The sequence below is a fragment of the Geomonas edaphica genome, from assembly GCF_004917075.1.
Lineage (GTDB): Bacteria > Desulfobacterota > Desulfuromonadia > Geobacterales > Geobacteraceae > Geomonas > Geomonas edaphica.
In genome coordinates this window covers 913,652-931,132 of record NZ_SSYB01000004.1, presented here as the reverse complement: position 1 = coordinate 931,132, position 17,481 = coordinate 913,652, and the positions used below count along the sequence as shown (strand labels likewise).

The 17,481-nt window shown below is 65.1% G+C and carries 14 protein-coding genes; 2 read left to right on the top strand and 12 right to left on the bottom strand.

Annotation, left to right across the window (positions count from 1 at the left end):
- Positions 1-45: 45 nt before the first annotated feature.
- The 5 genes from E8K79_RS14950 to E8K79_RS14930 all read right to left on the bottom strand — a co-directional run bounded on the left by E8K79_RS14950 (position 46) and on the right by E8K79_RS14930 (position 5,909).
- Complete coding sequence (locus E8K79_RS14950) at positions 46-1,020, bottom strand: transglycosylase domain-containing protein (RefSeq protein WP_136515393.1); 975 nt, start codon at positions 1,018-1,020, stop codon at positions 46-48.
- A 23-nt stretch (positions 1,021-1,043) separates the two neighbouring features.
- Positions 1,044-2,021 carry a 4-hydroxythreonine-4-phosphate dehydrogenase PdxA gene (gene pdxA / locus E8K79_RS14945; RefSeq protein ID WP_136515566.1) on the bottom strand — a complete coding sequence of 326 codons (978 nt, stop codon included), beginning with the start codon at positions 2,019-2,021 and terminating at the stop codon, positions 1,044-1,046.
- 108 nt (positions 2,022-2,129) lie between these two features.
- Positions 2,130-2,864: a glycine zipper family protein gene (locus E8K79_RS14940; RefSeq protein WP_136515392.1), complete on the bottom strand. Its 735-nt coding sequence runs from the start codon at positions 2,862-2,864 to the stop codon at positions 2,130-2,132.
- Positions 2,865-2,918: 54 nt separating this feature from the next.
- On the bottom strand, positions 2,919-5,132 hold the full coding sequence (locus E8K79_RS14935) for an ATP-dependent helicase (protein ID WP_136515391.1): 2,214 nt from the start codon (positions 5,130-5,132) through the stop codon (positions 2,919-2,921).
- A gap of 93 nt (positions 5,133-5,225) precedes the next feature.
- The gene (locus E8K79_RS14930; protein ID WP_246043834.1) at positions 5,226-5,909 is read right to left on the bottom strand and encodes a response regulator; all 684 of its coding nucleotides are present in this window, start codon (positions 5,907-5,909) and stop codon (positions 5,226-5,228) included.
- A gap of 439 nt (positions 5,910-6,348) precedes the next feature.
- On the opposite strand from E8K79_RS14930, the gene E8K79_RS14925 reads away from it, so the two are divergent.
- Both E8K79_RS14925 and E8K79_RS14920 read left to right on the top strand, forming a co-directional pair.
- Positions 6,349-9,774 carry a CHASE domain-containing protein gene (locus tag E8K79_RS14925; protein WP_136515390.1) on the top strand — a complete coding sequence of 1,142 codons (3,426 nt, stop codon included), beginning with the start codon at positions 6,349-6,351 and terminating at the stop codon, positions 9,772-9,774.
- Between the two features lie 45 nt (positions 9,775-9,819).
- Positions 9,820-10,959, top strand: coding sequence for an ATP-binding response regulator (locus E8K79_RS14920; RefSeq protein WP_136515389.1), 1,140 nt, complete (start codon positions 9,820-9,822; stop codon positions 10,957-10,959).
- 14 nt (positions 10,960-10,973) lie between these two features.
- On the opposite strand, the gene E8K79_RS14915 is transcribed toward E8K79_RS14920, so the two are convergent.
- The 7 genes from E8K79_RS14915 to E8K79_RS21800 form a co-directional block, all read right to left on the bottom strand.
- Positions 10,974-11,867 carry an ATP-binding protein gene (locus E8K79_RS14915; protein ID WP_246043833.1) on the bottom strand — a complete coding sequence of 298 codons (894 nt, stop codon included), beginning with the start codon at positions 11,865-11,867 and terminating at the stop codon, positions 10,974-10,976.
- Between the two features lie 157 nt (positions 11,868-12,024).
- Entirely contained in the window at positions 12,025-13,932 is a 1,908-nt protein-coding gene (cooS, locus tag E8K79_RS14910) for an anaerobic carbon-monoxide dehydrogenase catalytic subunit (protein ID WP_136515388.1), read from the bottom strand.
- Positions 13,929-14,495 carry a 4Fe-4S dicluster domain-containing protein gene (locus tag E8K79_RS14905; RefSeq protein WP_136515387.1) on the bottom strand — a complete coding sequence of 189 codons (567 nt, stop codon included), beginning with the start codon at positions 14,493-14,495 and terminating at the stop codon, positions 13,929-13,931. The genes cooS and E8K79_RS14905 overlap by 4 nt, the downstream gene beginning before the upstream one ends.
- Positions 14,492-14,851 carry a hydrogenase maturation nickel metallochaperone HypA gene (gene hypA / locus E8K79_RS14900; RefSeq protein ID WP_135868790.1) on the bottom strand — a complete coding sequence of 120 codons (360 nt, stop codon included), beginning with the start codon at positions 14,849-14,851 and terminating at the stop codon, positions 14,492-14,494. Before hypA ends, E8K79_RS14905 begins: the two co-directional genes overlap by 4 nt.
- A gap of 10 nt (positions 14,852-14,861) precedes the next feature.
- A complete protein-coding gene (locus E8K79_RS14895) occupies positions 14,862-15,944 on the bottom strand; it encodes a hydrogenase large subunit (protein ID WP_136515386.1) in 1,083 nt (360 codons plus the stop codon).
- Positions 15,941-16,531: an NADH-quinone oxidoreductase subunit C gene (locus tag E8K79_RS14890; protein WP_136515385.1), complete on the bottom strand. Its 591-nt coding sequence runs from the start codon at positions 16,529-16,531 to the stop codon at positions 15,941-15,943. The genes E8K79_RS14895 and E8K79_RS14890 overlap by 4 nt, the downstream gene beginning before the upstream one ends.
- Positions 16,528-17,415: an NADH-quinone oxidoreductase subunit B family protein gene (locus tag E8K79_RS21800; protein WP_162604672.1), complete on the bottom strand. Its 888-nt coding sequence runs from the start codon at positions 17,413-17,415 to the stop codon at positions 16,528-16,530. Before E8K79_RS21800 ends, E8K79_RS14890 begins: the two co-directional genes overlap by 4 nt.
- Positions 17,416-17,481: the final 66 nt, after the last annotated feature.

The window sequence follows — 17,481 nt, the reverse complement described above, 5'->3', positions numbered from 1 at the left end:
CCCTCCGATGGTGCCGGAAAGGGGGGACAGGCCTGCGTTGTCCAGCTACTGCTTCTCCTGCGCCGGCGCCTCCTCCTTCGCGGGAGGAGCTCCCGCGTCCGGGGCTTTTTCCGGCGCGGGTTCGCCTGCGGCAGGCTGCTCGGTGGCAGCGCCTCCCGAGATTTCGGCGCCCCCCTTGCCGGGCTCCTCGGACAACCCCTGCGGCACGGTGGCGCTGGTGTGGTTCGCCATGACCTCGACCTGTTTGATGCTCTCGTCGACCTTTCTCTGCAGACGTCCGATGTTGGGCATCTCGGCCAGTGCCGCCTGGTATTCGCCGGAGGAGAGCACACCCTTGTTGGCCAAAAGCCTCAGGATCATGTTGGAGCGCTTGAGCACCTTGTCCAGGTTCTTGTACGGGTTGTAGGCGACGCGGGGACCGGGGAGCATGGCGGCCAGGAAGGCGCACTCGCGTGGGGTGAGTGCCGCCGCGGGTTTGCCGAAGTAGTAGCGTGCGCCGTGGCCGATGCCGTGCACCATGGGCCCGAGCTCGATCACGTTCAGGTAGAGCTCGATGATGCGCCCCTTGCTGAGTTCCTGCTCCATCCGCTTAGCAAGGTAAAGCTCCTTCGCCTTCCTGGTCAGGGTCTTTTCCCGGGAGAGAAAGAGGTTCTTGGCCACCTGCTGCGTGATGGTGGAGGCGCCGCGGGCGAAGCTCTGCTTCTCGAGGTCGTACTTGATCGCCTCCTTGATCGCCTTCACGTCGACCCCCTCGTGCTTGTAGAAGGAAGCGTCCTCGGCGAGGATCACCGCCCACTTCATCTCGGGGGGGATCTGGGCAAGCGGGGTCCAGTACTTGTTCTTCGGCCCCACCACCAGGGGGTGGTAGTTACCCTGCCAGTCCTTCACCTGGATGGTCATGTTGGTCTTTTTGTTCTTTAGCTCGGTGACCGGCGGGAGGAAGAACAAGGAAACGACGACGTAGACGACATAGAGGGCCAGGAGACCGGCGCCCCAGCGGAGGTATTTCTTCAGATTCATGTGATGCGATTCCTTTCTAAGCCTCAGATTTCCTGAACCGTCTGTGCCATCCCCGCCGCCATGACGAGGGCGGCCTTCATGCTGGCGGCACTCGCGCGGCCGGTCCCGGCCAGGTCGTAGGCGGTGCCGTGGTCCACCGAGGTGCGGATGATGGGAAGCCCCAGGGTGACGTTCACGCCGTCATCGAAGTGGAGCAGCTTGAGCGGGATGAGCCCCTGGTCGTGGTACATGCAGACCACCGCGTCGTACCCCCCCTCACAGGCGAAGTGGAAAAGGGTGTCGGCGGAAAGCGGCCCCGTCGCGTCGATCCCCTCCGCCCTGGCCTGCGCGATGGCGGGAGCGATGATGCGGCTTTCCTCGTCGCCGAACATCCCCCCCTCGCCGCAGTGCGGGTTGAGCGCAAGAACGGCGAGGCGCGGCGTCCTGCAGAACCAGCGCGAGAGCGAAGCGTTGGTGATCCTGATGGTGGAGAGGACGCGCTCGAAGGTGACGAGCTCCGGGACCCGGGAGAGCGCCTCGTGGATGGTGACCAGGGTGACGCGCAGGCGTTCGCCGGCGAGCATCATCACCACCTCGTGCCCGCCGGCCAGCTCGGCGAGCAGTTCGGTGTGGCCGGGGAAGTGGTGCCCCGCGCTGTTCAGCGACTCCTTGTTGATGGGGGCGGTCGCCATGGCCGCCGCGGTCCCTTCCATGCAAAGGCGCGCCGCCTCGCAGATGTAGCGGTAGCAGGCGTCTCCCCCCGCGGGGGTGGGACGGCCGTACTCCATCTGGTCCGCTTTGAGGGTGGAGAGCTCACGCAGGTAGAGCGTCCCCGGTGCTGCTGCCGCGGGAGGGATGAGGTCCGGGGCGGAGACGATGGCTAGGTCGACGCCGGCGACGGCGATGCCGCGCTCCATGGCGCCGCGATCGCCCAGAACCAGCGGGCGGCAGAGGGCGGTGACGGAGGGGTCGGCGAGGGCGGCGGCGATGATCTCAGGGCCAATGCCGCTTAGGTCTCCCATGGTTACGGCGATGATCGGTTTTTCCAAAGGGGTTCTCCTTCAAAGCCCGCACAAACGAATAGGGGCCTTTGAGCCCCTATTCGCGCTTCAAGCTGCGAGACTTCGCGCCTACTTGCGCACGTTGAGCGGCAGGCTCAGCTTCTGTACCTGGCCGGTCTCACGCTCGCGCCACTGCAGCCTCAGCTCCTTGGCGCTCGGGGCCTCCCCCGGAAAGAAGACGAATCCGTTGGAAAGGCTGTCGGCGGGGATGGGACGCCCCTCCAGCCCCTTGCTCCTCAGGTCGTCCGAGATGCGGTTCTCACGCTCGTTGGAGGTCCCCTCCGAGGTCCCGCCGATGACGGCGCCGCCTGCCGCACCGATCGCGGCACCCTTGCCGAGGCTCCCCGCCACGCTCTGGCCGGAGACGATGCCGAGAGCGGCACCGAGCACGGTACCCGCGGCGGCGCCGAGGAGGGCGCCCTTGCCGGCACCCTTGCCGAAGAAGGAGGCGAACTGGGTCGAGCTCTCCAGCCGGTCGAAGGCGACCTTGTTGGTGACCATGGGCCAGTAGTTCCCCCCCTCGTCCACCAGGAAGGTCTGCCCTGCCATGAGCTCCAGGGTCTTGCCGCTCTTGTTGTCCATGACGAGCATGACCGGTAAAAGCCCCGCCCCCTTGATGTCGAAACCGAAGGCCTGCTCGGCGGAGTCCGCGGTCGCGTACGCCTCGCCTCCGAGGGAGACGCCGCTTTGCTCCATATGGTTCACGTACGCCTCGGGGGGACGGAAGGAAACGTACTGGCTCTTGTAATGGGTGCATCCGGAAAAGAGCATCATCGCGATCATCATGGCGGCTACTTTTCTCATGGCTGGCCTCCTTGCATTCTCATTAGTATCACCGCAGTAACTATATACCCGTTTTCAGGCCCGCTCAAGCCCGGCGAAGCGTACGAGGAGCTTCTTCGGTCCGCCGAGCGAGTTAAACCAGACGATCACCTTCTGGTTGTCCCCTTCCCCCTCGATCTTCCGGATGGTGCCCGGACCGAACTGGGCATGGCGCACCTTCATCCCGACCCAGATGCCGTCCTCCCCGTCTTCCGGGACCATGCGCACCTCGTTGTCCGCCACCTCCGGCTCCATCTCGTCCTCGAAGAGGGAGGCGAGGTTGTGCGAAGAAGAAGAGGAGGAGAAGTCGCGCGAGGGCTCACTGCGCTGCCAGAGGTCGCCCCCGTCCAGGAGCTCCTTCGGGATGTCCGCGATGAAGCGGGCCGGCGCGTTCATCTGCTCCTGGCCGAAGATGTGGCGCCGGCGCACGTTCAAAAGGAACAGGCGCTTTTTCGCCCGGGTCATCCCGACGTAGCAGAGCCTTCTCTCCTCCTCCATCTGCTCCGGATTCTCAAGGGCGCGCGCGTGGGGGAAGAGCTTCTCCTCCATGCCGATCATGAAGACGAGCTGGAACTCGAGTCCCTTGGCCGAGTGCAGCGTCATGAGCGTAGCCGATGCCTTCTTGCCGTCCCCCTCGTGCTCGAGGTCGCTGACCAGCGCCACCTGCTCCAGGAAGTCGGCGAGCCCCTTCTCCCCCGGCCCGGTCTCGTAGACCTGCATGGCGGTCACCAACTCCTGCAGGTTCTCGATGCGGTCCTGCCCTTCGTCGCGGGGCAGGCTCTTCAGGCGCGCGTAGTACCCGGAATCGTTGATGACGGCGGCGGTGAGCTCGGAGAGCGGGAGCTTCTCGGAGAGGGCTTTGTAACCCTCCATCTCGTTCACGAAGGCGGCGACCTTCCCCTTTGCGGCGGCCGGTAAGAGCGGCCCGTAGGCCCCCTCCAGCATGGCGTCGTGGAACGGGATCCCCTTTTCGTTCGCGAACTCGGCGATCCTCTGCACTGTCGTGTTGCCGATGCCGCGCGGCGGGGTGTTGATGATGCGCTTTAGCGAGACGTCGTCGGCGGGGTTATCGAGCACCTTCAGGTAGGCGAGGATGTCCTTCACCTCGAGGCGCGCGTAGAAGCGGACGCCGCCGACCATGTGGTACGGGACGCTCGCCGCCACCATGGCGTCCTCGATGACGCGGGACTGGGCGTTGGTGCGGTAGAAGACGGCGACCTCGGAGAGATCTCCCCCTTCGGAGAGGAAGCGCTCGATCTCGCGGCAGACCAGGCGCGCCTCCTCCCACTCGTTCGGGAGGGTGCGGTAGACGATCGATTCCCCTTCCGGGTTGTCGGTCCAAAGGCGCTTGGGCTTTCTGCCCCGGTTCTTCTGCACCACGTGCCAGGCGCCGTCCAGGATGTTCTTCGTGGAACGGTAGTTCTGCTCCAGCTTCACCACCTTCACGCCCGGGAAATCCTTCTCGAACTCAAGGATGTTGCGGATGTCGGCGCCGCGCCAGCCGTAGATGGACTGGTCGTCGTCCCCGACGACGCAGAGGTTCTGCCTCTCCCCGGCAAGGAGCTGCACCAGGCGGTACTGCACCGGGTTCGTGTCCTGGTACTCGTCCACCATGATCCAGCGGTAGCGCTTCAGGTACTTTTCCAGCACCTCCGGGTGCTCCTCGAAAAGCTGCACGGTAAGGAGCAAGAGGTCGCCGAAGTCGACCGCGTTGCAGCGCTTCAGGCGCTCCTGGTAGCAGCGGTACACCCGGGCGAGCGTCGCCTGGTAGGGGGAATCGGCCGGGACGTCGAAGGGGGTCATCCCCTGGTTCTTGAACTCGTCGATGGAGCTCCCCAAAAGCTTCACCGGATAGCGCTTCTCGTCCAGGTTCAGTTCGGCGGAGCAGTCCTTCAGGAGGCGTTCGCAGTCCTTGTCGTCGTAGATGGCGAAGTTCGGGTCGTAACCCAAGCTTTTGATGTCGTTTCTTAAAAAGCGGGCGCAGGTGGAATGGAAGGTGGAGACGAGCGGCGTCTCGCCGTCGCCCAGCATATGCCGGATGCGCTCGCGCATCTCGCCTGCGGCCTTATTGGTGAAGGTGACGGCCAGGATCTGCCAGGGGGGGACGCCCCGCTCGTGGATCAGGTAGGCGATGCGGTGCACGATGACGCGGGTCTTGCCGGAGCCCGCGCCGGCAAGGACCAGGAGCGGTCCCTCGCCGTGCTGCACGGCCTCCTTCTGCGGAGGGTTCAGATTGTGGAGCAGTTTCATGGTTTTCCTTAAGGCCCGCCGGGGCTTAGGCGCCCCGGGAGGAAGCGCCTCTTTATACCACCTAAGCGCCGTTCAGGTCAAAAGGGAATCTGCCTACAGCTTCTCCAGGGCCCGGGCCAGCGCCCCGCGCAGCGGTTTCGGGAGCAGGGCGAACCTGACGCCGATCCCCCTCGGACGGGTCTTTCCGCTCTCGTCGATCCAGACTGCTTTGCAGGGGGTATCTACGGCGGTGCCGTCGGGAAGGGTGAAGGAGACATGAATGACGTTCCCCGCCTTGGCGAGTAGGTCGGTGACCAGATAGGCCCCCTCGACCCCGAGGTCATGCAGCGCACAGGGTGCGGAGACCCCGTTGCAGGAAAGGGTGGCCGGGAGGCAGCAGGGGACGCGCTTCTCTCGACGGTCGATGTCCGGGATGAACTCGCGGGCGATCTCGAGAAAACGGTCGCGGCCGGCGGGCTTGGTGAGGAAGTAGTTGCAGCCGGCGGCGAAGCTCTCTTCCCGGTCCGCCTCCGATGTACTGGAGGATATGATCACCACGGGGGTGTCGCCGTGCGACTGTGTGGCCCGGATCGCCTTACAGCAGCTCGCGCCGTCCATGTTGGGCATCTGCAGGTCCATAAAAACGACGCGAGGACTGTGGGATTGCACCGCTTCCAGCGCCTCGACGCCGTCGCGTGCGGTAACGATTTTTACGTCGGCATGCCGGAAAAAATCTCTCTCGATTTCGAGGAACATCTGCAGATCGTCAACGAGCAGAATGGTGGGTTGCAATGGCATCTTCTCCCTATGGGGGCAAGTTCTTGAATATAGAATTTTCCGGATAAAATACGACTTACCGTGCGCCAAGTCAAGGTACAGCAGTCCCCAGAGCCGCTTCTGTCCGCGCATGCGACCGGCAAGGGAGCACCGTCTGCCCTTGAAAACCATACAAGCTACCGGACTTTGGGCCTTTACGGTCGTGAGAGCCCGATAAGGCGAAGTAAGACAAACACGGACATGAAAATGGGCCCCGAACTTATATATGGCAGGAACAATTATTGTTATCTTTCAAGGGCTTTCCTGAACCAACCCGTAAAGCACCCCTCTCCCAGGAGGGGGAGGCCGGAGGGGGGAAGCTGGCCGGCAAGGGGACAGGCACCTGCGGAGCCAGCCCACACGATCATCCGTCAGTCAGGATCGCCTTTACCGCCGTCCGTTGCATGGAGCAGCCGCGTTTATGACAGCAAACAGCATGACCCGCATCCCCATCGTGGCCCTGGCCTACGCCGTTCTCGGTGCCCTCGGCCTCGCCCTGGCCATTCCCCCGGGCTATGCGAGCCCGGTCTTTCCTGCCGCCGGCCTCGCGATCGCCGCGGCACTGTACTTTGGCCACCGCATCCTCCCCGGCATCTGGCTCGGCTCGCTCTTCATAAACCTTGCCACCCCCTGGTACCACGGCACGCTCCACGTAGACTCGGCGGTAGTGGCCGTACTTCTCGCCACCGGTGCGACGCTGCAGGCCTACGCCGCGGCAGACCTGGCAACCCGGTTCCTTGGCGATAAGTGGCGCGTGCTCGAAACCGAGCGGGATATCGCCTGTTTCCTCGTCTGCAGCGGGCCGGTCGCTTGCCTCGTCTCGGCCACCGTGGGCATCGCGGCGCTTCACCTGGCCGGCATCATCCCGAGCGAAGATCTTGCCTTCTCCTGGTGGAGCTGGTGGAGCGGCGACACGTTAGGGGTGGTGCTATTCGCTCCGCTCACCCTGATCTTCCTGTTCAGGGAATCCCCCTGGAAAGAGCGTTTGGTGAACGTTACCGTCCCGATGACGGTAACCCTCATGCTGGTCACGGCGTCCTACCTCGGCATCGCACGCTGGGAGCAAAGACAGCAGGAGGCACAGATCGCCGACCACGGCAGAAAGCTGACCCGGCTCTTGGATCACCGCCTGATCGCGCACCAGGAGGCAATCGCCGCGCTGCGCCGGGTGATCGAAATGAACCCGGAGATGACCTTCCGGCAGTTCGAGCATTTCACCAGCATAACTTTGCGCGACAACCCTGACATCTTCGGGCTAAGCTTCAACCCCTTCGTCCCCCATGCCGACCGCAGCCGCTTCGAAAGTGCGATGGCGGCTAAATCCCCGACCGGCAGTTTCAGGATCACCGAGAGAAACAGCCGGAAAGACCTTGCCCCCGCCGGAGCCCGCCCGCACTACGTCTGTGTCGGCTACATCGCTCCCATCGCCGGGAACCTCCCCGCGATTGGATTCGACATCAACTCGGAACCGATACGCCGCGCCGCCATCGACAAGGCCCTCAGTACCGGGCGCCCTGCCGTCACCGCACCGATCCAACTGGTGCAGGAGCAGCAGAAACGGGTAGGGGTACTGTTGATGCACCCCGCCTACCGCGGGTCTGGGGCGGCGGTCGCGACCGACCCCACTTCGCCTCTGGGCTTCGCGGTCGCCGTCATTAAGGTCGATGAGATGATCAGGATCGCCGTCCGCGACCAGTTGCCCGACGGGCTGGAACTGCGGGTCAGCGATCCCGCAGCGCCTGCGTCAAAACGCGCCCTCTTCCAGTCGGTAAACGCGCCACAGCCCGCCGACTCCTATGCCTGGCACGGCAAACTAACCATCGCCGACCGCCAGTGGACCGTCGACATCTTCCCCACCTCCGAGTACCTAGCCCAGCACCGTTCCTGGATCGCCTGGAGTGTCGGGATCATCGGGCTCCTCTTCGCCGCCCTCCTGCAGGTGATGATGCTTGCCATGACCGGACGCACCTCGGTGATCCAGCGGCGGGTATCCGAACAGACCGTGGCGCTCATGCAGGCGAAGGAACAGGCGGACGCGGCGAACCAGGCCAAGGGGGAGTTCCTTGCCAACGTAAGCCACGAGATCCGCACGCCGATGAACGCCATCATCGGCATCGCCTATCTCATGCGCCGCGACGCCACCGGCCGCCAACGCCAGCAGCTTTGCAAGATCGACCGGGCCGCCCGACATCTGCTCGGCATCATCAACGACGTCCTCGACTTCTCGAAGATCGATGCCAAGAAAATGACTCTGCAACCTACCGTGTTCGGCGTCCCCTCCATCATCGAAACGATCCGCTCGGTACTCGCGGACCGGATGGAGCAGGCCCAGGTGGATTTTATCGTCGACGTACGCAACATCCCGCGTCGCGTGCACGGCGACGACCTGAAGTTGGAGCAAATATTGCTTAACTTCGTCAGCAACGCGTTCAAGTTCACCGAGCGCGGCACCATTGAGCTGGTTGGCGAGAAAATACGTTGCGAAGGGGAGCAGGTCTGGCTCAGGTTCTCGGTGCGCGACACCGGCATCGGCATGACCGCCGAGCAGCGGGAGAAGATCTTCAACGCCTTCGAGCAGGGGGACGGCTCCATGACCAGGCGCTACGGCGGGACCGGCCTTGGCCTTGCCATCTGCCAGCGCCTGGCGGAACTGATGGGCGGGCGCATCCACGTCGAAAGCACCCCCGGTGCGGGTAGCACCTTCTCCTTCGAGGCACCTTTCGGCCTGGTGGACGGCGCCGAGGTCACCGATCGCAGCGTAGCAGCGGCAACGGCGCGGGCTGAGGCGGTTGACGTGGAGGCACGCCTTGCCCCCCATGCCGGCCAAAAGATCCTCCTTGCCGAGGACAACCCGCTCAACAGGGAAGTGATCATCGATCTTTTGCGGCATGTGGGGCTCGAGGTGGATGCGGCGGTCGACGGCGAGAAGGCGTTACAACTCGCCCGGCAAAAGCGTTACGACCTCGTGCTTCTCGACCTGCAGATGCCGGTGATGGGGGGGATCGAAACGGTGCAGCAACTGCGAAGGCTTGCCGGGTATGAGTCGGCACCCGTGCTCGCGCTGACGGCGAACGCCCTGGAAGACGACGTGGAAGCCTGCCGCCGCGCCGGGATGAACGCCCACCTAAGCAAGCCGGTCGATCCGAACCAGCTCTACGCCACGCTGCTCAACTGGCTGCCGAAGCCGGTCGCCGCACCGCGTAGCGCGGCAAGCGGGCCCAAGACCGAGGAGAGTACCAGCGCCAACGACCTCATCATGGGGATTCCGGGGCTGGACGTCGCGACGGCGTTGCGCAGTTTTCGCGGCAACGCGGCGCGCCTCGTCGCGATGCTGTCGCGCTTTAGCAGTTCGCACGCGGCGGACACCATGATCATCGAAGAGGCGGTCGAACAGGGAAACATTGCGGCGGTACGGCATCTCGCCCACAACCTGAAGGGGACCGCGGGGGCCCTCGGGCTCGCTGCCATTCAGCTGGCCGCTGGGGAGGTGGAAATGGCGGCGAGGACGCAGCAGCCCAAGGAGGACCTGTTGCGGCTTTGCCGGAATCTGCAGAGTAAAGTCAACGAGGTTTCGCCTTTCCTGCGGTCCCTTCCGGGAGCGCTCCCGGTGCCGGAGGCGGCCGTTTCATGGCCCCGGCTGCGTGACGGCATGCAGCGACTGCATGACCTGCTTGCCAACGACGACATCGAGGCGGTACAGTGCTTCGACGAGTTGCGCGGCATGCTGTCCGAGACGGGGCAGGAAGAGACCCGGGAACTGGCACGACACGTGGAGTCCTTCGCCTTCGACCGGGCGCTGGTGCAATTGGGAGCGATGATAGAGCGGTTTCAACAGGCCCCGAAGTAAGAGCGGATGCCGATTGCGGCAGGGCAATGAAACGAGGAGGGTTTGATGAACAGCAAAAAGGAGCGCCCGACGGTCCTCATCGTCGACGACACCCCGGACAACCTCGCCTTCATGGGACAGCTTCTAAAGGACGACTACCAGGTGCGCGTGGCCACTAACGGCGCGAAGGCCCTGCAGATTGCAAGCAACACGCGCCCTCTCGACGTTATCCTGCTCGACATAATGATGCCCGAGCTCGACGGTTACGAGGTGTGCCGTCTCCTTAAAAGCAATCCCGCCACCAGGGAAATCCCCGTCATCTTCCTGACCGCAAAATCGGACCCGGAGAGCGAACGCCGCGGCCTTGAGCTCGGCGCCGCCGACTACATCACGAAGCCGATCAGCCCTCCCATCGTGCTCGCACGCATCAAGACCCAGTTGAACCTGAAGGCCGCCGCCGACTTCATGCGCAACAAAAACGAGCTTCTGGAGCGGGAAGTGCTCCAGCGCACCGGGGAGCTGCAGAAGTCCAACCAGCAGTTGCGGCTGCTCGCCGCACGCGTGGAAACGGTAGCGGAGCAGGAGCGCATCGAGATCGCAAGGGAACTGCACGACGAGTTGGGGCAGCTCTTGACCGCCTTGAAGCTCGACCTCTCCTGGCTCAAAAGGCGCTGTCCCGAGGGGGACACGCCGGTCGCCGGCAAGATCGAGGCCATGGACCAGGTGATCAACGCAACCATCGGAACGGTGCGGCGCCTGACCACCGGGCTGCGCCCGAGGATGCTGGACGAACTCGGCGTGGTTGCGGCGATCGAGGCGGAAGTGCAGGAGATGCGCAACCGGCACCTGGAGTGCACCCTCGACGTCCCGCGGCGTGACACAGCAATCGACAAGGAGCGCCAGGTGTCGCTGTTCAGGATCTTCCAGGAGAGCATGACCAACGTCATGCGCCATTCGGGGGCCACCCGTGTCGAGATCCTGCTCGACCTGGACGACGAGCGCGCCCTTTTGCAGGTGACCGACAACGGCTGCGGCATCGGTAGCGCGCCCGCCAACAACCGTTCTCTCGGCCTGGTTGGGATGCAGGAGCGCGCGCACCGCTGGGGCGGGAGCTTTGAAATCCTCGGCACCCCCGGTGCCGGCACCACGGTCCGCGCCGTCATCCCGCTCAGGGAAAGCGGCGACGCCGGAATCGGCGCCACGTGATCCCGACTTGAGAGCTACGCCGACTTCCCGTGCCTTTCCAGCAGGCGGTTCTTTATCTCACGCACCTCCCGGAGCGCTTGCGGGCTCAAACGGTCGGGAGCGACGTTCTCCCGGTCGGCACGCCGCACCTCCTCGCAGAAGGCGATACTCCCGAGCAAACGGTCCGCCGGTATCGCCGCTTCGATGAGGCGCAGGTCCTCCGCGTCGCGCACCTTGCTTCCCACCACGAAAACCTCCTCGATGCAGAGGTCCCCGGCAAGCTTCACGATCTGGTGCGCCGTCTGGAGGCTGCGCTGCCCCGGCTCCACCACGACCACCAGCGCGTCCACCGCTTCGGCGGTGCGGCGTCCCAGATGCTCGAGCCCCGCCTCCATGTCCATGATGACCACCTCGTCACGCTCTAGGAGAAGGTGCCCCATGAGGCGCTTCACCAGAGTGCTTTCCGGGCATGCACAGCCGCTCCCCCCCTGCTCCAGCGTCCCCATCCAGAGGAAACGGACCCCGTCGTGCTCCAGGCAGAACTGCTCCGGAAGGTCGCTCACCTTCGGATTCAGCTTGAAAAAGGAGCCGTAGCCGCCGCTTGCGCCGGTGCGCTCCTCGGCGAGCTCCTTCATGCGCGCCACCGGCTGGAGGTCCGCCGCACTTTCCGCCGGGATGCCGAGCGCCGCGGCCAGGTTGGCGTCGGGATCGGCGTCGACGGCCAGCACACGGCCGCCGTCGTCGGTAAAGGCGCGGCAGAGGAGGCTCGTGAAGGTGGTCTTCCCGACGCCCCCCTTGCCGGTGATGGCGATCTTCAGCCCCGGTCCGCGCTGCGGGACAGCGTGGAGATGGGGGTGGTGATGGTCGTGATGATGATCATGGTCGTGGTCATGGTGGTGGTCGTGAGCGTGGTTATGGTGATCACACATAATTTTCCTACTCCATTGTTTTTTGCCCTGGTCCACGTCCCCGCCCCCGGAGGGGGAGGGTTAGGGAGGGGGGAGCACAGCAGCTCGCTCGACCTCCCCCCCTCCCCCCCTCCCAACCTCCCCCCTCCGGGGGGAGGAGCCGTCGGCCCCTATTCCGTTAAATTCCCAGGCCCTTCCTGCGCTCCTCGATCACCTCCAGGAGCTTATCCGCCGCGACCTCCGGGTCGAGCTCGACCAGGAAGTAACCTCCCAGCAGATCCTTCGCAGTCTGGGTGAGGAGTTCGGTCACCTTTGCCGATCCGGTCACCTGCGGCATGGTGCCCAGGTGGGTCGGGATGCCGAGGGCAACGCTCCAGGTGCCGATGGCGACCGCCTTCTCCGACATCGCCTCGGGCGCCGAGGCAACGAGGGGAAGCTGATCGAGATCGACGCCGAGCTTGTCGGCGACCGCCACGGCCACCTGGACGGCGCGGCTGTTGTCCACGCAGGAGCCCATGTGCAGAACGAGCGGCAACGGCCCGTTCAGACCGGCGGAGGTGCCGATCGCGGTCAGGACAGCCTTCAGCGACTCGCCCGCGTACTCGAGCGTCGCCTCCTGGGTCATCAGGCCGTGCTTCGCGAAGGACCCGGCGCCGCAACCGGTGGCGAGCATAAGCACGTTGTTGGCGGCGAGCTTCTTCGCCATGGTGACAAAGCTGCTGTCCTGGGCCACCTGGGTCGAGTTGCATCCTGCGAAGAGCGCGATGCCGCGGATGTTGCCGTTGGCGATGTTCTCGATGAGCGGCTGGAGCGGGTCTTCTGCGTTCAAGGTGGCCAGCGCGGCAAGCACGGACTCGACGCCGAAACCGACTATGGCGGTCTGCTTGAAGTCCGGGATGTTCACCCGGCGCGGGTCGCGCCGCTTGTAAGCATCGATGGCGGTGGCGACGATGCGGCGCGCGTTCTCCAGGGCGGTCTCCTCCTTGAAGTCGACGTGGGTCGCACCGGGGATCTTGTTTTCCGCCATGGTGGTGATCACCGCGGTGTGGAAGCAGGCGCCGATCTCGCTCACCGAGGGCATGATGCACTGCACGTCGACCACCATGGCGTCCACCGCGCCGGTGACGAGCGCAAGCTCCTGGGAGAGGTAGTTCGCCGCGAGCGGAATGCCGTGGCGCACCATCACCTCGTTGCCGGTGCAGCAGATGCCGACGATGTTGATGCCCTCCTTCGCACCGGCCTTTCTGGCCTCCTCGTCCATCTGCCCCGCCACCTCGCAGACCACCTCGCTCAAAAGCGGGTTGTGGCCATGCACCGCGATGTTGACCGCATCCGGCTTGATGACGCCGAGGTTCGCCGCGGTCACCACCGGAGCGGGAGCGCCGAAGAGGGCGTCGGAGAGCTCGGTGGCAAGGCACATGCCGTTAAAGTCGGCGAGCGCCCCCTTGATCCCGCCGAGGATCAGGTTCACCGGGTCGGCATCGCAGCCGACCAGGGTGCGTCCCATGATCTGCGTGATCACCGCATCGATGTTGTGCGGCAGGACGTGCAGGGCCTGCAGCCGCTCCAGGCGCTTCTTGGTGAGGGTCGCCTCGATCCAGTTGCAGGGGACGTCGTGGTCCTGGTTCTGGAAGTCCTCGAGTGTCGCCTTCGCCACCGCGGCGGCGATGGCCGGGATGTCCTCACCCTCGGTGCAGATGTCGAGCTTCGCCGCGACCGCGCGCAGCTTCGCCTCGTCGCGGATTTGGTAGGCGGGAAGCCTCCCCTCCGCCACCCCCTGCAGGGCGAGCGCCACGTGGCGGCCGTGCTCGGAGTGTCCCGCCGCGCCAGCGGCGATCATGCGGATCACGTTCCTCGCCACGATGGTGTCGGCATCGGCGCCGCAGATGCCGCGCTGGGGGCCGTCCCCGAAGGGGTCGACGCGGCATGGTCCTTTCCAGCAGATGCGGCAACAGACACCCAACTGGCCGAAGCCGCACTGCGGCTGCATGGCGCGGTGACGGTCCCAGACGGTGGTGATGCCTTCTTTTTTCGCGATGGGCAACAGGGTCGCCGCGGACGGATCGGTGCTGAGCTTCATGGTCATATCCTTGCCTTCCTTGATTTGAAATGTTGGAGCGATTGGGCCAGCTCGGCGGCCCGAGCCTCGATAAGGGTCTGACGGTACTCTTCCAGGTCGACGAGCGAGAGTGCCTTGGTTGGGCACGCCTCGACGCAGGCCGGCAGCTCGCGCCCGGTGCCGGCGCAGAGGTCGCACTTGCGCGCGATCCCGCCGTTGGTGCGGCAGCTCTCGGGATCGCCCCCCTCGTGTTTCACGCTGATGGCGCCGAAGGGACAGACCATGACGCAGACCTTGCAACCGACGCAGTTCTTCTCACGCACCCCGACCTGTCCGCTCTCCTGCAGCATCGCCCCGGTGGGGCACGCCGCGGCACAAGGTGCATCCTCACACTGGCGGCACTGCACCGGCATCATCACCCCGCCCGCCGCCACCACGCGGTTACGCGGCCTCAGGGTCAGCCCGGCGAGCGCCGCCTGGTGCAGACCGGTGCCGGAATGGGCCACCGCACAGGCCAGTTCGCAGCCGTGGCAGCCAAGACAGCGCTCCGGGTCGGCAAAGACGATGGCATTTTCACGTTGTCGCTTCATTGATGGTCTCCTTTGCATACTGCCTCCAAACTCTCCACATACAGTTCCCTGCCGCCGGTCATCGCGACATCGCCCGATGCGCAGGACGGACAGGTAAAGTTGAAATCTGCGATCCTGAAGTCCGCGCCGCAGCCGCGACAGCGTCCGGTGAGCGGCACCTCCTCGATCTCCAGCCGTGCCCCTTGGGCCACCGTCCCCTCTGCCACCACCTCGAAGCAGGCGGTAAGTGTCATCGGCTCCACCGCGGCGAGCTCTCCCACCTTCAGGCGCACCTTCGAGATGGACTCGATGCCGCGCGCCGCCACCTGCTCCTTGATGATCTCGAAAAGACCTGTAACGAGGGTGATCTCGTGCATGGCGCGCCCCCTAGCGGTCCGTGCAGGCGATGCAGGGATCGATGCTGTTCACGATGAGCGGGATGTTAGCAACCGGCTCCCCCTTCAGCATCACCTTCAGGGCGTCCCAGTTCATGTAGGAAGGGACGCGCCACTTGAGACGCACCGGCATGTCCGAACCGTCCGTCCTCAGGTAGTACATGAGCTCGCCGCGCGGCGCCTCGGACTTGGCGATCGCCTCCCCCGCCGGGATCTCGGGGAGGGTGTCGGCGCAAAGCGGCCCGGCCGGGAGCTGCGCCAGGCACTGCTCGATGAGAGACACCGACTGGCGCGCCTCGGCAAGACGCACCAGGTTACGTGCCCGGACGTCCCCCCCCTCCTGCACGGCGACCTCGAACTCCAGCCGGTCGTAAGCGCCGTATGGACTCTTCTTGCGCACGTCGTAGTCGATGCCGCAGCCACGCGCCACCGGCCCCACGACGGCGTACTCCCGCGCCGCCGCGCGCGGCAGCACCCCGACCCCGGCCATGCGCACGAGGAGTGCCGGGTTGTTACTGTATTGCAGGTAGAGCTCGTCCAGCGGCTGTTTCATCGCCTCCATCTGCCGCGCGAGGTAGGCGGCCCCCTCGACGCTCAGGTCGTAGCGCACGCCGCCGATCACGTTTGCCGCCAGGTCCATCCGGTTGCCGTAGATAGCCTCCTTGGCGCGCTGCATGATCTCGCGGACCTCCATGACGCGCCTAAAGAGCGCGGTTTCCCCGATCACGTTCGCCTGCACCGCGCAGCAGAAGAGGTGCGAGGCGATGCGCTTGATCTCGTCCGCCACGGCGCGCAGGTACTCGGCCCGCTCGGGAATCGTGATGCCGGCCACCTCCTCGACCGCCGCGCAGAAGGTACTCGGATGACTGTTGGAGCAAAGGGAGCAGAGGCGCTCCAGCAGGGTGATGTTCTGGTAGAAGTTGCGGCGCATCACCAGGTGCTCCATGCCGCGGTGCACCTGCCCGGGGAGTACGTCCAGGTCGGCGACCCGGTCCCCTTCCAGCTTCACCCGGAAGTACATCGGCTCCTCCAGGGCGAGCTGATGCGGCCCGAGTTCGATGAGTTTCGTGCTCATGGCTCCTCCCGTTCGCCGGCAAGAACCTTGTCCCAAAGCACCTTGCCGGTTGCCGCGTTGGTGAAAGTGGAATACGGCACCAGGCGCTCGAAGGGGGCGTGGGGTAGCGAGTGATCGAGGAACAGGCGCCTCGGGTCGGGATGCCCCACCACCTGCACGTCGTACAGTTCCATCAACTCCCGCTCCTGCCAGTCGCAGTTGCGGAAGATGGCGGTAAGAGAGGGAACACGCGCCCACTGAAGCGGGAGAATGACGGTGAGAGTCAGCGTGGCACCGTCCAGGTCGAAGTGGTAGGCGATCTCGCGCTCGCCCTTCTCCCGGGCCCGTTCCGGCAGGTAGGCCGTCACCATGGCGAGCCGGCCGTCGAGTTCTGCCACGGCGCGCGCCGCCGGTAGCAGGGACCCGCCGGAGGGGAGGCGGCACCAGCCGGTCAGCACCCCCTTGCGGTCCTGGCACCACAGCACCTCGGTTTCCTCGCCGGCGGCACAAACCAGGGCGGCTGCAACGCAAGCTTCAAAACCATCCCTCCCCCCCCCTCCAGGCCCCCTCTCCCGTATTTCGCTTGTCAGGTTGATGCAATCGCTCATCGTCTGGGCACTCCTATGCTCATCTGTTGCCGGCAGGCCGGGCAGAGGCTTTTCAGTCGTTCGATGTCGGGGTTGGGGCGGCGGAAGGCGGCATGCAGGAGCTGCGGGGCGGCCGGGATGATGGGCTCGCCGCAGCCGACGCAGGGTGCGTAGGGAACCTCGCCCCGCTCGACTTGGCGGAAAGCGTCAGCGGCGGGGTGGTCGAGGCGCCAGTCGCCGGTAACGGAGAGGGCGCCGGTGGGGCAGTAGTGGCTGCACAGGCCGCAGAAAACGCAGCTGTTATGCCAGAGGGTCAGGCTGACGCCAGTTTCTCCCTCTTCGAAGCGGATCGCGCCAGCGGCACAGACATGGCGGCAGATACGGCAGTCCACGCAAGAGCCGGCGTCGTAACTTAGCCTGCCGCGCGCGGGGAAGTTGTCGACGGGTAACGCCCGCCGGACCGGAGCCCCCCCCTCCCGGCGGGCACGCCGCAGTTCCAGCGCCTCTGCGATGCCCGCCAAGAGGGCCTGGGGGCGCGGCGGGCAGCCGGGGATATTGACGTCCACCGGCAGGTGGCGCTCGAGCGGACCGTCGACGGCGTAGCTGTCGCGGAAAACTCCCCCGGACACCGGGCAGACACCGACCGCAACAGTTACCTTGTCCTGCGGCGTCTCGGCGTAAAGCCGCAGCACCTCTTCCCTGGCGCGGACGGTAAGCGGCCCGGTGATGAGGAGGATGTCCGCCTCGCGCGCCGCTTCCGTGTAGCGGCAGCCCAATTGCTCCACGTCGAATTCGGTCACCGCCGAGGTTACCGCCAGTTCGACGTCGCAGCCGTTGCAGGACCCGGTGTTGATGCGGAACAGCCGTACCGGAACTATCGCATTTTCTTCTGCCTGGATGTGCATCGAGATCTCCCATTGCAGACAAGTTGCAGCATGGGAGGCAATGTAGGGGAAAAATGACGCGCGGTC

What these genes read in the sequence shown, in the direction of transcription:
- E8K79_RS14935 (WP_136515391.1), bottom strand. Translation starts at nt 5,132, where the DNA reads ATGAAACTGCTCCACAATCTGAACCCTCCGCAGAAGGAGGCCGTGCAG.
- E8K79_RS14920 (WP_136515389.1), top strand. Translation starts at nt 9,820, where the DNA reads ATGAACAGCAAAAAGGAGCGCCCGACGGTCCTCATCGTCGACGACACC.
- E8K79_RS14930 (WP_246043834.1), bottom strand. Translation starts at nt 5,909, where the DNA reads ATGCCATTGCAACCCACCATTCTGCTCGTTGACGATCTGCAGATGTTC.
- E8K79_RS14950 (WP_136515393.1), bottom strand. Translation starts at nt 1,020, where the DNA reads ATGAATCTGAAGAAATACCTCCGCTGGGGCGCCGGTCTCCTGGCCCTC.
- pdxA (WP_136515566.1), bottom strand. Translation starts at nt 2,021, where the DNA reads ATGGGAGACCTAAGCGGCATTGGCCCTGAGATCATCGCCGCCGCCCTC.
- E8K79_RS14915 (WP_246043833.1), bottom strand. Translation starts at nt 11,867, where the DNA reads ATGTGTGATCACCATAACCACGCTCACGACCACCACCATGACCACGAC.
- E8K79_RS14890 (WP_136515385.1), bottom strand. Translation starts at nt 16,531, where the DNA reads ATGAGCGATTGCATCAACCTGACAAGCGAAATACGGGAGAGGGGGCCT.
- cooS (WP_136515388.1), bottom strand. Translation starts at nt 13,932, where the DNA reads ATGACCATGAAGCTCAGCACCGATCCGTCCGCGGCGACCCTGTTGCCC.
- hypA (WP_135868790.1), bottom strand. Translation starts at nt 14,851, where the DNA reads ATGCACGAGATCACCCTCGTTACAGGTCTTTTCGAGATCATCAAGGAG.
- E8K79_RS21800 (WP_162604672.1), bottom strand. Translation starts at nt 17,415, where the DNA reads ATGCACATCCAGGCAGAAGAAAATGCGATAGTTCCGGTACGGCTGTTC.
- E8K79_RS14925 (WP_136515390.1), top strand. Translation starts at nt 6,349, where the DNA reads ATGACAGCAAACAGCATGACCCGCATCCCCATCGTGGCCCTGGCCTAC.
- E8K79_RS14905 (WP_136515387.1), bottom strand. Translation starts at nt 14,495, where the DNA reads ATGAAGCGACAACGTGAAAATGCCATCGTCTTTGCCGACCCGGAGCGC.
- E8K79_RS14940 (WP_136515392.1), bottom strand. Translation starts at nt 2,864, where the DNA reads ATGAGAAAAGTAGCCGCCATGATGATCGCGATGATGCTCTTTTCCGGA.
- E8K79_RS14895 (WP_136515386.1), bottom strand. Translation starts at nt 15,944, where the DNA reads ATGAGCACGAAACTCATCGAACTCGGGCCGCATCAGCTCGCCCTGGAG.